The organism is Ottowia pentelensis, from assembly GCF_964341695.1.
Map to the genome: position 1 here is coordinate 1555564 of NZ_OZ224513.1, position 13213 is coordinate 1568776.

Here is a 13213-nt window from a genome sequence, read left to right on the forward strand (position 1 = left end):
GTCGCAAGTCCTTGCCCCCATGAACGACTCCCACGGCATCCACGTCATCGACACCGGCTTCGTGCGCCCGCGCCTCGACGCGGCCTATTTGATCGTCGAGAAGGGCCGCGGCGCCTTTGTCGACTGCGGCGTCAACCATTCGGTGCCGCGCCTGCTGGCGGCCCTGGCCGATGCGGGCCTGGCGCCGGCCGACGTGGACTGGCTGATCCTGACCCACGTGCATCTGGATCACGCCGGCGGCGCGGGCGAGCTGCTGCGCCAGCTGCCCGAGGCGCGCCTGGTGGTGCACCCGCGCGGCGCGCGCCACATGATCGATCCCAGCCGCCTGTGGGCCGGCGCCGCGGCGGTGTACGGCGAGGCCGAGATGCAGCGTAGCTACGGCCGCCTGGTGCCGGTGCCGGCCGGGCGCGTGGTCGAGGCGCCCGACGGCCACGAGGTCGACCTGGCCGGCCGGCGCCTGATCTGCCTGGACACGCCGGGCCATGCGCGGCACCACAACGCCATCTTCGATCCGGCCTCGGGCTGGGTCTTCAGCGGCGACACCTTTGGCGTGTCCTACCGCGAGTTCGATACCGCGCAGGGGCCGTTCATCGTGCCGGCCACCTCGCCAAGCGAGTTCGACCCGCCGGCGCTGCACCGCTCCATCGACCGGCTGCTCGCCCTCAAGCCGGCGGCGGTCTGTCCCACCCACTACGGCCCCTTGACCCCGGTGAAGCGCCTGGCCGCCGACCTGCACGAGCAGATCGACGCCATGGTGGGCATCGGCCGCGCCGCCACGGCGCTGTCGGGGAGCGAACGCCACGCGCATCTCCGTGCCGAGCTGCGCGCGCTCTACACCGGCCGCGCCGCGCGCCACGGCTGGACCGGCGGCGAGGCCGCGGCCGCCGAATGGCTGGTGATCGACATCGAGCTGAACGCCCAGGGCCTGGGCGTGTGGCTGGACCAGGCGGCACGCGCCCGATCGACATGAACATCCTGCTGGTCGAAGACGACGTCACGCTGGCGCAATCGGTCGCCGAGGCCATCCGTGCGCGTGGCTGGCACGTCGACGTCAGCCATCGCGGCGAGCCGGTGGCCAAGTCGGTGCTGCAGGACGACTACGACGCGCTGGTGCTCGACATCGGCCTGCCCGGCATCGACGGGCTGGAGACGCTCGATCGGGTGCGCACGCAGGGCTCGAACCTGCCGGTGCTCATGCTGACCGCGCGCGACAGCATCGACGACCGCGTGCTGGGCCTGGCCAACGGGGCCGACGACTACCTTGTCAAGCCCTTTGCCGTGCCCGAGCTGCTGGCGCGCCTGCACGCGCTGGTGCGGCGCCACGAGTTCCGGCGCAGCCGGGTGCTGCAGGTGGCCGCGCTGCGCTTCGACGCCGCGCTGCGCCGTGCCTACAACGGCGAGCAGGCGCTGAACCTGACCGCGCGCGAGTCCATCGTCATCGAATACCTGCTCATGCACCTCGGCGCCATCGTGGCGCGCGATCAGCTCGCCGCGCTGATTCCGGACTGGAACGCCGCCACCTCCGACAACGCGATGGAGCTGCTGATGTCGCGCCTGCGCGGCAAGATCGAGCCCGCCGGCGTGCGGCTGCGCACGGTGCGCGGCCTGGGCTATCTGCTGGAGCCCGCCGCGCCGACGGACAGCGCGCGATGACCCGCCCCAGCCTGCGGCGCACCTTCGGGTTGTGGCTGGCGCTGTCGCTGGCCGCGCTGATTCCGCTGGCCGCCGCCATGATTTACGTGCTGGTGCTGACGCCGGCGCTCGACTCGCTGGACCGCTCGCTGACCGATACGGCGGTGGCGCTGTCGCAGATCGTCGAGGACCACGGGGGGCAGATCAGCCTGCCGATCAGCGAACAGACCGCCAAGGCCCTCAGCGCCGACCTCATCGATCAAACGGTGTTCGCCGTGGCCGACCCGGCCGGGCACGTGCTGGGCGGCAGTGCGGAGCTGGCGGCGCAGGCGCCGGCCACGCTGGCTGCCGGCCAGTGGCTGTTTTTCGACGGCTCCATGCAGGGCCGGCCGATGCGCGTGGCCGCGTTTGGCTACCGCTGTGCCCAGGACGGCCGGGTGTGCCCGGTGCTGGTGGCCGAAACCATGGGCAAGCGCACGGCGGCCCTGCGCGCCGCCGTGCTGGCGGCGGCGGTCGGCGCCCTGGCGCTGGCCCTGCCGCTGGCGCTGCTGGCGCTGCTGGCGGTCAACCGCGTGCTGCGGCCCCTGCAGCGTGCGTCGGACGCCATCGGCCGGCTCAGCGTGCGGCAGCTGCGCCCCATCGACGCCGGCAGCATGCCCGGCGAGGTGGCGGGCTTCGTGCAGTCGCTCAATGCCCTCTTGGCGCGGCTGCGCGACGCCGCCGGCGCGCAGCGCGCCTTCGTGGCCGATGCAGCGCATCAGTTGCGCACGCCCTGGGCCATCGTGCGCGTCGAGGCGTCGGAATTGCTGGCCAGCGAGCATCCGGCGGCCCTGCAACCCGCGCTGGAGCGCCTGCACCTGGCGGCCGAGCGCGGCAGCCGCCTGGCCCAGCAGCTGCTGTCACTGGCGCGCACCGAAGGCGCGGCGCTGGAGGCCCGGCCCATGCCCCAGCGGGTCGACCTGCGCCGGCTGGCCGCCGACAGCGCCAACCAATGGCTGGCGCCCGCGCTGCAGGCGGGGCAGGATTTGGGCTTCGACTTGGAGCCGGCGGCGGTCGACGGCTATCCGGTGCTGCTGGACGAGTTGATCGGCAACCTGATCCACAACGCCATCGAGCATGCCGGGCGCGGCGCCAAGGTCACGGTGCGCACCCGCACGCTGGAGGAGCGCGGCGCCGAACTGAGCGTGGAAGACGACGGCCCCGGCGTGCCCGCCGACGAGCGTGAGTCGCTGTGGCGGCGCTTTCACCGGGGTCGCGGCGCCGCCGGCAGCGGCAGCGGGCTGGGGCTGGCGATCGTGGCCGACATCGCCCGCCTGCATGGCGCGACGGCCGCGATCGAGACGACCGCGGCCGGCAGCGGCTTTACTGTGCGGATCCGCTTTTCGACACCTGATCGGCCAGCGCCGCCGGAATCAGCGGTGGCACCGTGAGCGCCGCCTCCCGCTTCTTGGCCCGCGTCTTGAAGAAGAAGGCCAGCAGCTGCCAGGTGATGAAGATGGCGATCAGGGCCAGCAAGGTGCCGCTGATCGGGCGCTCGACGAAGATGTCGAAGCTGCCGCGGCTGAGCAGCAGGGTGCGGCGGAAGTTTTCCTCCAGCATCGGGCCCAGGATGAAGCCGAGCATGAGCGGCGCGGCGTCCAGCCCGAAACGCATGAAGATGTAGCCGATCAGGCCGAAGAGCGCCGTGGTGTAGATGTCGTCCAGGTTGTTGTTGATGCTGTAGGTGCCGATGCAGCAGAAGAACAGAATCGTCGGGAACAGCACGTTGTACGGAATCTTGAAGATCGACAGCAGGTAGCGCACCAGCGGCACGTTCAGCACCAGCAAAAACACGTTGCCCACCCACATGCTGGCCACCAGGCCCCAGAACAGCTCGGGGTGGCTGGCGATCATGTTGGGACCCGGCTGGATGCCCTTGATGATGAAGGCGCCCAGCATCAGCGCCGTGACCGCGTTCTCGGGGATGCCGATGCTCATCAGCGGAATGAAGCTGGTGCGCGCCGCGGCTTCGTCGGCGGCCGCCTGGCCGGCCACGCCTTCGATGGCGCCGGTGCCGATCTCGTCCTTGTGTTTGCTGACCTTCTTGTCCAGCGCGTAGGCGGCGAACTGGGCAATGGCCGCGCCGCCGCCGGGCAGGATGCCGATGAACGATCCCACCGCGCTGCCGCGCAGCGCGCTCGGAAAGATGCGCTTGAACTCGGGCCAGGTCGGCATCAGCTTGATGGTGCCGTTGAAGGGCGAGCGCTGCTCGTGGGCGTCCAGGTTCTTGGTGATCTCGGCGATGCCGAAGCAGCCCAGCGCCAGGCTGACCAGGCTCACGCCGTCGGCCAGGTTGGGCAGGCTGAAGGTGTAGCGCTCCATGCCGCTGTTGACGTCGGTGCCCACCATGCCCAGCAGCACCCCGATCATGCACATGGCAAAGCCGTTCAACACGCTGCCGGTGGTGACGAAGCTGACGCACAAAAAGCCGAACATCATCAGCGCGCAATAATCGGCCGGCCCGAACTTGAACGCCACCTCGCCCAGCGTGGGCGCCAGCCAGGCCAGCACCACGATGGCCACCGTGCCGCCGATGAAGCTGGACACGCCGGCGGTGAACAGCGCCAGCCCGGTCTTGCCCTTGAGCGTCATCTGGTAGCCGTCGATGCAGGCCACGATGCTGCTGGCGTGCGGCATCTTCATGGTGATGGCGCTCACGCTGTCGCCGTACTGGGCGCCGTAGTAGATGCCCGCCAGCATGATCAGCGCGCCGGTGGTCGAGATCGAGTAGGTCAGCGGCAGCAGCAGGCTGATGGTGGCCAGCGGCCCCAGGCCGGGCAGCAGGCCCACCAGGGTGCCCACCGAGCAGCCGATGGCGCAGTACAGCAGGTTGTGCAGCGTCAGCGCATGTTCAAAGCCGAAGGCCAGGTTGTGCAGCGTTTCCATGTGTCAGTTCCCGAAAAGGTGGCGTTGGCCCCGCAAGGTGCGTCGAGGCAGGATCAATAGGGACCTGGCAGGGGCAGATTGAGCCCCAGGAGGTAGTGGAACGCGTAGGCGACGGCGATCAGCACGAGCGAAATCTTGACGTTGCGCTGCCACGAATAGCCTTCGCCGGCGATGGCCGAGACGAAGACCATGAAGATGATGCCCAGCACCATGTTGACGTACTGGGACACCACGGCAAAGCCGCACAGCGCGATCATGATGATCACGATGTTGCGGATGCTGAAGTCCAGCGGCACCCGCGGCACGAAGTGCGACCGGATGATGGTGATGAGGGCGATCACCATCAGGATGCCGCTGATCACCAGCGGGAACAGGCCCGGCCCGGCGCGTGAAAACGAACCGATGGGGTAACGGAACGCGCCCACGCCGAAGGCCAGCGCGACGGCCGCCAGCAGCAGCCCCTTGAGCAGGTTTTGATTGTTCATGTCGAGGTCGAACCCGAAAAGCGTGACCTTTTCATTGTTCGCGACGACCTCGCGCGTCACCAGTTCGGCAACTACGTACGACAGCTTCCCGACAGGTGGCGCCGGCGCTGCGGCGCGGCGCCTACACCCAGCCCAGCGCGCCCAGCAGGGCGCCGGCGCCGATCAGCCACAGCAGGTGCAGGCGCGTGCGCCAGACGACCAGCGTGGCGGCCGCCGTCAGCAGCCACAGGCGCCAGTCGCGCGCCGGCTGGTCGTGGGCGGCGGTCAGGAGCCAGCCGGTGACCAGCAGCAGGCCGATGACGATCGGCGCCATGCCGGCCTTGAAGGCGCGCACCGAGCGGCGCGTGCGGTTGCGGTGCGCCCAGCGCGTGGCGGTGTAGGTCAGCACGCCCGAAGGCAGCAGCATGCCCAGCATGGTGACCACGGCGCCGGCACCCGCCAGCCCATAGGCGCGCCAGCCGGCGGCCGCGCCGCCGCCAGCGTTCAGCCCCACGTTCCAGCCCATCAGCGCCACGAACAGCACGTTGGGCCCGGGGGCGGCCTGGGCCAGCGCGATCGAGCCGTTGAACTGCGATTCGGTCAGCCAGTGGCGGTCGACGACCAGGTAGCGGTGCATCTCCGGCGCCGTGCCGATGGCCCCGCCCACCGCCAGCAGCGACAGCGACAGGTAGCGCACGAACAAATCCAGCCAGTCGGCCGCGTTCAGGGTGATCGTCATGGCCGTGGCGCCTCGCCGACGTTGGCGGCAGCAGGGCGCAGGCAGTGCCAGGCCCACAGGCAGCCCGCGCCGCCCAGCACCCCCAGCACCAGCGCCAGCCGCACCTTGAACACCAGCATCGCCACCACCGTCAGCGCCACCAGCGCCAGGCACACCGCGCGCCCCATCGGGTTGCCGCGCAGCGCCCCGATCAGCTTGAGGCCGGTGGCGATGATCAGCGCTGCCGCCACCGCGCCCATGCCGCGCAGCGCGCCCTGCGCCAGGGCTGAGTCGGCCACGCTGGCAAAGCCGGCCGCCAGCAGCAGCACGAGCACGCTGGGCAGCGCCAGCATGCCGGCCAGCGCCACCAGCGCGCCCGACAGGCCGAAGTGGCGGTCGCCGATCATCATCGACAGGTTGACCACGTTGGGGCCGGGCATGATCTGCGCCACCGCCCAGTCCTCGACGAACTGCTCGCGCGTGAGCCAGCGCTTGCGCTCGACCAGCTCGCGCTGCACCACCGCCATCACGCCGCCGAAGCCCTGCAGCGCGATCCAGCTGAAGGACCAGAACAGGTCGGCGCGCGAGCGTGGAGCGCCGGGCGCGGCGTCGCTTTGGGCGGTGGCGGGCATGGCGCTCAGTCCAGCACTTCGAGAATGCGCTCGATCGGCCGCCCCAGCCGCGCGCCCTTGGCCGTGACCACGATGGGCCGCTCGATCAGCACCGGCGTGGCGTGCATGGCGGCGGCCAGCTGGTCGTCCGTGAGGCTGGCGTCATCCAGGCCTTGTTCCAGGTATTCGGGCTGCTTGGTGCGCAGCAGGGCGTGCAGGGGCTGGCTGGTGGCCCGGGCGATGCGTTTGAGATCGGCGGCGCTGGGCGGGTGCTTGAGGTATTCGACGATGACGGGCCCGATGCCCCGCTCGCGCAGCAGATCAAGCGCCTTGCGCGAGGTGCTGCAGCGCGGGTTGTGGTAGATCGTGACGGTGCTCATGATGACTCCTGAATACTATGACAACGATAGCTGTTCGCGCTTGACTGGCGGGCGCCGTAGCCCGATTTCATTCATAAAGCAGGAAAGGCTGGCGCGCGGCCCGCCAGGCCTGCTCGTCGGCCGCTGCCAGCGCGTCCAGTGCGGTGGGTGGGGCCGTGGGGTCGTCCACCCACTGGCGCAGCAGCGGGCTGCCGTTGATGAGGTCGATGGCCAGGCGATCGTGCTCGTATTCGTACGCGAAGTCGCGCCACAGGGGATCGTCGGGCGCTTGCCGGCGCAGCGCCTTGAAGGCCAGGGCCTGCAGCCGCCAGGGCTTGAAGGCGGCGTGGTCGTAATGCGTGGGGTCTTCCATGTGGATCTGGATGCCGGCGCACAGCTGGCCGGCGTGCTTGTGAAAGGTGGGCTCGAACCAGCATTCGCGCAGGCGGCAGCCGGCCAGCCAGTCGGGCGCCAGCTGGCGCATGTCGGCCAGCAGGCGACGCGTGTCGATGCCGGGGGCGCCGAACAGCTCCAGCGGACGCGTGGTACCACGGCCTTCACTGAGCGCGGTGCCTTCCAGCATCACCGTGCCCGCGTAGGCGCGGGCCATGCTCAGGTTGGCGGCGTTGGGGCTGGGGTTGACCCAGCTTCGTTCGACCGGCCAGCCGAAGCCGGGCGCGGCCTCGGGCTGCCAGCCCTGCATCTCAATCACGCGGTATTCCAGCCGCAGCCCCAGGTGTGCGATGAACCAGCGGCCCAGCTCGCCTAGGGTCAGGCCGTGGCGCATGGGCATGGGGCCGGCGCCGACGAAGCTCTCCCAGCCTTCGCGCAGGGTCAGGCCTTCGATCGGGCGGCCAGCCGGGTTGGGCCGGTCCAGCACCCACACCGCCTTGGCCGAAGCCGCCGCGGCTTCCAGCACGTAGCGCAGGGTGGTGATGAAGGTGTAGATGCGGCAGCCCAGGTCCTGCAGGTCGACCAGCAGCACGTCGAAGCTGTCCATCATGGCGTCGGTCGGGCGGCGCACGGTACCGTAGAGGCTGAAGACCGGGATGCCGAGCCGCGGGTCGGTGAAGTCGCTCGACTCGACCATGTTGTCCTGCTTGTCGCCGCGCAGGCCGTGCTGCGGGCCGAAGGCGGCCGTCAGGCGCAGGTCGGGCAGGGCGGCCAGCGCGTCCAGCGCGTGCGTCAGATCGCGCGTGACCGAGGCCGGATGCGCCAGCAGGGCCACGCGGCGGCCGGCCAGCGGGGCGCGCAGGGCGGGGTCTTCAAGGAAGCGTTCGAGGCCGAATTTCATGGTCGGCGATTGTCGGGCAAGCGCGCCGTCCAGCCGGCGGCCTGATGAAAGTCGGGCTGCGCGCGCGGGTGCGCCAGCGCCCAGTAGCTGAGCGCGCCGTCCGTGGTCTCGACGACGGCGCTCAGGCCGAGCACGCCGCCCATGGCAGGCAGGGCGTCGGCGGGCAGCCAGGCGGTGAGGCGCAGCGTGCGCGCATCGTGCGTGCAGGCGATGCGCGGGGCGGGCCCGGTGGGCGCCGCGGGGTCGCGCTGGCGCTCGGCGGCGAAGGCGTAGGCGGCCCAGTCGCCCGAGGGCGCGAAGTTGAACTCGTGGTAGCGCGGGCTGCTGGCCGTGCCGACGAAGGCCTCGAAGCAGGTGTGGCGCCACAGGCCGTCGGTGGGGCCGGGGTGCTCAGAAGGGTGTGGCAGGCGCAGGGCGGGCAGCGCGCCCGCCAGCGCATAGCTCAGCCGCCAGCCGTCGGGTTCGCGCATCAAGCTCACCTCCAGCCGCTGGACCGCTGCGCACGGGCTGGCCGGGTGGGGCCGCAGGGGCCAGCGGCTCATGGTCCAGTCAGACCGCCTTGGGCTCCAGCACCAACTGGGTCTGCGTGACCACGGCGCACAGCTTGCCGTCGGCGTTGGTGACGGTGGTTTGCCACACCTGGGTGCTGCGCCCGCGGTGCAGGGCCACGGCCTCGCCTGTCACCACGGTGCCGACGGCCGCGCCGGCGATGAACTTGGTGCTGGAATCGGTGGTGGTGGTGCTTTGCCCGGCCTTCAGGTTGAGCACCGTGCCGACCGCACCTAGGGTGTCGGCAAAGGCCATGAAGGCGCCGCCGTGCAGGCGCGCGCCGGCGGTGCACAGGTCGGGGCGCACCGTCATCTCGGCGCGCACGCGCTCGGGTGAAAGCGCCAGCAGGCGCACGCCCATCAGGCCGGGCAGCAGGGGGTCGAGCAGCTTTTGCAGGGCGGCGAGATCGGGCATGGCGGGGCAGGGTGGCGGGTGTGCGGCCAGCATAGCAGGACGGATACAGGACGCCCGCATGGCTTGCCTACAATCAAGTGCAAGCGGCCCGTCGTGACCTGTCCAAAGGCGGAACCCCTGAAACCCGAATCCGAAGTGAGGAGTTTGCCCATGACCGAGTCCCACGCGATCCGAGCGCGCGCCGTGCTGGTGGCGCTGGCGGCGGCCGTGCTGGCCAGTGCCTGCGGCACCGTGGACCTGGGCCCGCGCTACAGCCCGCCGCCCATTCGCATGCCCGAGTCGCTGCCGGCGGCGCCCGCACCGGCGCCGGCGCCGCAGCCCATGGGTGCCCAGTCCATGCCGGTGCCGCCCGCGCCGCCATCGACGCCGCAGGCGCTGCCGCCCGCGACCGAATCCAGCCCCGAGGCCAACCCCAACCTGGTGACGCTGACCACCCTGCTGGACGGCGCCAGCGTGATCCCGCCGGCACGCAGCGGCGCCGCGGGGCGGCTGGACGCGCTGTACGACAGCAGCACCCGCGTGCTGCGCTGGAAGGCCTCGTGGGACGGCCTGGCCGGCGCCATCACGGGGGTGGAGTTTCGCGGCCCGGCCGATGCGTCGCAAAACGCCCCGGCCACCATGATCTGGCCCAGCCCCTTCGGCACCCGCTACGAAGGGCGCGCCACGCTCTCGCCCCAGCAGGCCACCGACCTGGTGAGCGGGCGCTGGTACGTCAGCGTGTTCACCAGCAGCTACCCGCAGGGTGAGCTGCGCGGCCAGTTGCGGGTGGTCAACTGATGCGCTCGCGCCTTGCCATCACCCTGGCGCTGGCCGCGCTGCTGGCGGGCTGCGCCCTGGGCCCGGCGCCGCGCCGCCCGGTGGCCCCGCCGCCGGTGCCCGAACGCCTGCCCGAGCTGGCCGCCTTCAGCGCCCAGCTGAGCGGGCGCGAAGCGGTGCCGGCCAACGACAGCGCGGCGCGCGGCGAGCTGGTGGCGGTGCTGAACCGCAACACCGGCCTGCTGCGCTGGAAGCTCAGCTTCAACGGCCTGAGCGGCCCCGTGCGCAGCGCCAGCTTTCACAGCCCCGGCATGGGCGGCGAGGTGGCGCCGCCCGTGCTGTCGCTGGGCCGCTCGGTCATCAGCCCGTCCGAGGGCCGCGCCATGCTGACGGCGCACCAGCGCGCCGACCTGCTGACCGGCCAGTGGTACATCAACCTGACGACGGCCAGCTACCCCGAAGGGGAATTGCGTGGGCAGCTGATCGAGCAGCGCCGTTAAGAAGGTGCGAACGAACCCCTCGTGCCCGCCTTGATCGCCCAAACCCGCCCGCTCGGCGTTGCAAATGCTCGCCGTAGCCCGAGCTACGACTGCGCTTTGCGCCTTGATCGGACGTGTTTGGGCGATCCTTTCGGGCACTCTAGATTCATTCACACCTTCTGCGTCGCCATCACTCGTCGCTCGGCTGCTGGTACTGGCTGACCAGCTGCTGCTGCACCGCCGGCGGCACCGCCGCGTAGTGCGACAGCGCCAGCGAATAGCGGCCCTGGCCGGCGGTCATGGCGTTCAGCCGGCTCTGGTAGTCGGCCAGTTCGGCCAGCGGTACTTGGCCGCTGATGGTCAGCTCGCCGTCGCGCCCGCTGTCGGTGCCGCTGACGATGCCGCGGCGCGCCAACAAATCGCCCGTGATGGCGCCGGTGGCGCCCTCGGGCGCGGTGATCTGCAGGCGCGCGATGGGCTCCAGCACCACGGGCCTGGCCTCGCGCATGGCGGCCTGAAAGGCCTTCTTGCCGGCGGTGACGAAGGCCACCTCCTTGCTGTCCACCGGGTGGTGCTTGCCCTCGTGCACGATCACGCGCACGTCCTGCACCGGATAGCCGGCGATCACGCCTTCGGCCAGAGCCTCGCGCACGCCCTTTTCGACCGCCGGCATGAACTGGCCCGGAATGGTGCCGCCCTTGACCTGGTCGACGAACTCGAAGCCTGCGCCGCGCGCCAGCGGCTCCACGCGCAGGTGCACCTCGCCGAACTGGCCGGCGCCGCCAGACTGCTTCTTGTGGCGGTACTGGGCGGCGGCGTTCTGCGTGATGGTCTCGCGGTAGGCGATGCGCGGCGGGTGCGTGTCGACCTCGAATTTGTGCACCTCGCGCAGGCGCTCCAGCAGCACGCGCAGGTGCAGCTCGCCCAGGCCGCGCACGATGGTTTCGTGCGTGCCGGCGGCGCGCTCCAGGCGCAGGCAGGGGTCTTCGGCCACCAGCTTGCCCACCACCTCCCACAGGCGCTGCTCGTCGCCGCGCCGCTTGGGCGTGAGGGCGATGCCGTGCACCGGCACCGGATAGGCCATGGGCTTGAGGCGAATCGCCTCGTCCTCGGCCGCGTCGTGCAGTACGGCGTCGAACTGCAGCTCGTCCACCTTGCCGATGGCGCAGATCGCGCCCGGCCCGGCGCTGGGCAGCTCGACGTGCTCCTTGCCCTGCTGCAGGTACAGATGGCCCACCTTGAAGGGCTTGCGCCCCTCGCTCACATACAGCTGCGAGCCCGGCGTGATGGTGCCCTGGTGCACGCGCACGAAGCCCAGCTTGCCCACGTAGGGGTCGATGCTGATCTTGAACACGTGGGCCAGCACGTGGGCCGTGGCGTCGGGCCGGGCGTGCAGCGGCGTGGCGGTCTCGTCCGTGCCGTTCAGGAAGTCGGGCGGGTTGCCTTCGCTCGGATTGGCCAGCAGCTTGGCGATGACGTCGAGCAGTTCCTTCACCCCCGCGCCGCTGCGCGCCGAGACGAAGCACACCGGCACCAGGTGCCCTTCGCGCAGCGCCTGCTCCAGCGGCGCGTGCAGCTCGCTGGCGTCGACGTCGCCCTCGTTCAGGTAGCGGTCGACGAAGGCGCCGTCGACCTCCACCACCTGCTCGACCAGCGCGCGGTGCGCGTCCGCCACGGCGCCGAAGTCGCTCGCGCCCTCGCGCTGATAAAAGCAGTCCGCCACCCGGCTGGCGCCGGCGTCCGGCAGGTTCAGCGGCAGGCAGGCCTTGCCGAAGACGGCCTGGATGTCGGCCAGCAGGCCGGCCAGGTCCGCGCCCTCGGCGTCGATCTTGTTGACCACGATCAGGCGGTCGAGCTGGCGCTCGGCCGCCTGCTCCATCATGCGCCGCGTCATCGGCTCGATGCCGGTGGCGGCGTTGATGACGATGGCGGCGGTTTCCACCGCCTCCAGCGCGGGCAGGCTGTGGCCGATGAAGTCCAGCAGGCCGGGCGTGTCGATCAGGTGGATACGGCAGCCCTCGTGCTGCAGGTGCAGCACCGAGGCCTGCAGCGAATGCTGCGCCTTGATTTCCGTCGGGTCGTGGTCGCTCACCGTGCTGCCGCGCTCGACGCTGCCCATCGCGCCGATGGCGCCGCTGGCGTGCAGCAGGGCCTCGGCCAGGCTGGTCTTGCCGCTGCCCGACGCGCCCACCAGGGCCAGCGTGCGCAGGGTTTCGATGGATGCGTCGGCGTCGGTGCTCATCGCGGTTCACTCCTCGAGGTTCGCTTCATCATGCCAGCATGGGCCAGGGCGTGCACACTGGCAAACCCGCGCCGGCGTCGCCAGAATGCGGGTATGACCGACTCTGCATCCCCCCTCTTGCCGGCCCAGGCCGCCAACGTCCTGCGCCTGTGGCTGGGCGCCTATCCGCTCGATGCCGCCGCCATGGCGCGCGTGCAAACCCAGTGGTTTCAGAAGGACGAGGCCTTCGACGCCATGCTGGGCCAGCGCTTTTCAAGCACCATCGAGGCGGCGTGCGCCGGCCGGCTGGACGCCTGGGCCGACACCGCCGACGGCCGCCTGGCGCTGCTGATCGTGCTGGACCAGTTCAGCCGCAACGTGTTTCGCGGCCGCCCCGACAGCTTCGCGGCCGACGCCAAGGGCCTGGCCATCGCGCTGGAGGGCCTCGCGCGCGGCCACGACCGGGCGGTGCCGCCCATGGCGCGCATCTTCTGCTACTTGCCGCTGGAGCACGCCGAGGACGCCGCCATGCAGGCGCGCAGCGTGGCCCTGTTCACGGCCCTGCGCGATGAGCCCGACGCGACGCCCCGGGCGTACTTCGACGGCACGCTGGACTACGCCCACAAGCACCGGGACGTGATCGCGCGCTTCGGCCGCTTTCCGCACCGCAACGCCATCCTGGGGCGCGCCAGCACGCCCGACGAGCTGGCCTATCTGGCGCAGCCGGGGGCGGGGTTCTGACACCGTGTCGATCCACTGGCCTGGAACGACAGCGGACACGGCGCCACGCC

The 13213-nt window shown here is 70.9% G+C and carries 15 protein-coding genes; 6 read left to right on the forward strand and 9 right to left on the reverse strand.

All coding sequences use genetic code 11. The features are described 5' to 3' along the window. Positions 1–19 precede the first annotated feature (19 nt). The 3 genes from ACWHMB_RS07525 to ACWHMB_RS07535 are packed head-to-tail and all read left to right on the forward strand — an operon-like array spanning position 20 to position 3062. Positions 20–970 (forward strand): MBL fold metallo-hydrolase, encoded by a 951-nt coding sequence (locus tag ACWHMB_RS07525; RefSeq protein WP_293221041.1) that lies wholly within the window; start codon positions 20–22, stop codon positions 968–970. Continuing rightward, positions 967–1653: a response regulator transcription factor gene (locus ACWHMB_RS07530; RefSeq protein WP_293221043.1), complete on the forward strand. Its 687-nt coding sequence runs from the start codon at positions 967–969 to the stop codon at positions 1651–1653. Before ACWHMB_RS07525 ends, ACWHMB_RS07530 begins: the two co-directional genes overlap by 4 nt. Next, positions 1650–3062 (forward strand): sensor histidine kinase, encoded by a 1413-nt coding sequence (locus ACWHMB_RS07535; RefSeq protein ID WP_377480309.1) that lies wholly within the window; start codon positions 1650–1652, stop codon positions 3060–3062. Before ACWHMB_RS07530 ends, ACWHMB_RS07535 begins: the two co-directional genes overlap by 4 nt. On the opposite strand, the gene ACWHMB_RS07540 is transcribed toward ACWHMB_RS07535, so the two are convergent. The 8 genes from ACWHMB_RS07540 to ACWHMB_RS07575 form a co-directional block, all read right to left on the reverse strand. After that, a complete protein-coding gene (locus tag ACWHMB_RS07540) occupies positions 2995–4557 on the reverse strand; it encodes a tripartite tricarboxylate transporter permease (RefSeq protein WP_377480306.1) in 1563 nt (520 codons plus the stop codon). The two genes, ACWHMB_RS07535 and ACWHMB_RS07540, sit on opposite strands and share 68 nt — an antisense overlap. 53 nt (positions 4558–4610) lie before the next feature. Then, on the reverse strand, positions 4611–5042 hold the full coding sequence (locus ACWHMB_RS07545) for a tripartite tricarboxylate transporter TctB family protein (protein WP_293221053.1): 432 nt from the start codon (positions 5040–5042) through the stop codon (positions 4611–4613). Between the two features lie 121 nt (positions 5043–5163). Further along, positions 5164–5760: a chromate transporter gene (locus tag ACWHMB_RS07550; protein WP_293221049.1), complete on the reverse strand. Its 597-nt coding sequence runs from the start codon at positions 5758–5760 to the stop codon at positions 5164–5166. Continuing rightward, positions 5757–6371 carry a chromate transporter gene (locus ACWHMB_RS07555; protein ID WP_377480302.1) on the reverse strand — a complete coding sequence of 205 codons (615 nt, stop codon included), beginning with the start codon at positions 6369–6371 and terminating at the stop codon, positions 5757–5759. The genes ACWHMB_RS07550 and ACWHMB_RS07555 overlap by 4 nt, the downstream gene beginning before the upstream one ends. A 5-nt stretch (positions 6372–6376) precedes the next feature. Further along, positions 6377–6730, reverse strand: a complete 354-nt coding sequence (gene arsC, locus ACWHMB_RS07560) for an arsenate reductase (glutaredoxin) (protein ID WP_377480300.1) — start codon at positions 6728–6730, stop codon at positions 6377–6379. 67 nt (positions 6731–6797) lie between these two features. Then, complete coding sequence (locus ACWHMB_RS07565) at positions 6798–8003, reverse strand: exo-beta-N-acetylmuramidase NamZ family protein (protein ID WP_377480296.1); 1206 nt, start codon at positions 8001–8003, stop codon at positions 6798–6800. Beyond that, positions 8000–8473, reverse strand: a complete 474-nt coding sequence (locus ACWHMB_RS07570) for a DOMON-like domain-containing protein (protein ID WP_377480293.1) — start codon at positions 8471–8473, stop codon at positions 8000–8002. Before ACWHMB_RS07570 ends, ACWHMB_RS07565 begins: the two co-directional genes overlap by 4 nt. Positions 8474–8552: 79 nt before the next feature. Further along, complete coding sequence (locus tag ACWHMB_RS07575; protein WP_377480290.1) at positions 8553–8966, reverse strand: PaaI family thioesterase; 414 nt, start codon at positions 8964–8966, stop codon at positions 8553–8555. Between the two features lie 150 nt (positions 8967–9116). Between ACWHMB_RS07575 and ACWHMB_RS07580 the strand changes: the two genes are divergently transcribed. Continuing rightward, entirely contained in the window at positions 9117–9743 is a 627-nt protein-coding gene (locus tag ACWHMB_RS07580; RefSeq protein WP_377480287.1) for a CHRD domain-containing protein, read from the forward strand. Beyond that, complete coding sequence (locus tag ACWHMB_RS07585) at positions 9743–10222, forward strand: CHRD domain-containing protein (RefSeq protein WP_377480284.1); 480 nt, start codon at positions 9743–9745, stop codon at positions 10220–10222. The genes ACWHMB_RS07580 and ACWHMB_RS07585 overlap by 1 nt, the downstream gene beginning before the upstream one ends. A gap of 169 nt (positions 10223–10391) precedes the next feature. Here the strand turns inward: ACWHMB_RS07585 and fusA are convergent, their stop codons facing one another. After that, positions 10392–12443 (reverse strand): elongation factor G, encoded by a 2052-nt coding sequence (fusA, locus tag ACWHMB_RS07590; protein WP_447648491.1) that lies wholly within the window; start codon positions 12441–12443, stop codon positions 10392–10394. A gap of 93 nt (positions 12444–12536) precedes the next feature. Here fusA and ACWHMB_RS07595 point away from each other — a divergent pair, with 93 nt between their 5' ends. Continuing rightward, positions 12537–13163 carry a DUF924 family protein gene (locus ACWHMB_RS07595; protein WP_447648492.1) on the forward strand — a complete coding sequence of 209 codons (627 nt, stop codon included), beginning with the start codon at positions 12537–12539 and terminating at the stop codon, positions 13161–13163. The last annotated feature ends 50 nt before the right edge of the window (positions 13164–13213 follow it).

Coding starts and splice junctions, on each gene's coding strand:
- ACWHMB_RS07525 (WP_293221041.1), top strand. CDS start 20: ATGAACGACTCCCACGGCATCCACGTCATCGACACCGGCTTCGTGCGC.
- ACWHMB_RS07530 (WP_293221043.1), top strand. CDS start 967: ATGAACATCCTGCTGGTCGAAGACGACGTCACGCTGGCGCAATCGGTC.
- ACWHMB_RS07535 (WP_377480309.1), top strand. CDS start 1,650: ATGACCCGCCCCAGCCTGCGGCGCACCTTCGGGTTGTGGCTGGCGCTG.
- ACWHMB_RS07540 (WP_377480306.1), bottom strand. CDS start 4,557: ATGGAAACGCTGCACAACCTGGCCTTCGGCTTTGAACATGCGCTGACG.
- ACWHMB_RS07545 (WP_293221053.1), bottom strand. CDS start 5,042: ATGAACAATCAAAACCTGCTCAAGGGGCTGCTGCTGGCGGCCGTCGCG.
- ACWHMB_RS07550 (WP_293221049.1), bottom strand. CDS start 5,760: ATGACGATCACCCTGAACGCGGCCGACTGGCTGGATTTGTTCGTGCGC.
- ACWHMB_RS07555 (WP_377480302.1), bottom strand. CDS start 6,371: ATGCCCGCCACCGCCCAAAGCGACGCCGCGCCCGGCGCTCCACGCTCG.
- arsC (WP_377480300.1), bottom strand. CDS start 6,730: ATGAGCACCGTCACGATCTACCACAACCCGCGCTGCAGCACCTCGCGC.
- ACWHMB_RS07565 (WP_377480296.1), bottom strand. CDS start 8,003: ATGAAATTCGGCCTCGAACGCTTCCTTGAAGACCCCGCCCTGCGCGCC.
- ACWHMB_RS07570 (WP_377480293.1), bottom strand. CDS start 8,473: ATGCGCGAACCCGACGGCTGGCGGCTGAGCTATGCGCTGGCGGGCGCG.
- ACWHMB_RS07575 (WP_377480290.1), bottom strand. CDS start 8,966: ATGCCCGATCTCGCCGCCCTGCAAAAGCTGCTCGACCCCCTGCTGCCC.
- ACWHMB_RS07580 (WP_377480287.1), top strand. CDS start 9,117: ATGACCGAGTCCCACGCGATCCGAGCGCGCGCCGTGCTGGTGGCGCTG.
- ACWHMB_RS07585 (WP_377480284.1), top strand. CDS start 9,743: ATGCGCTCGCGCCTTGCCATCACCCTGGCGCTGGCCGCGCTGCTGGCG.
- fusA (WP_447648491.1), bottom strand. CDS start 12,443: ATGAGCACCGACGCCGACGCATCCATCGAAACCCTGCGCACGCTGGCC.
- ACWHMB_RS07595 (WP_447648492.1), top strand. CDS start 12,537: ATGACCGACTCTGCATCCCCCCTCTTGCCGGCCCAGGCCGCCAACGTC.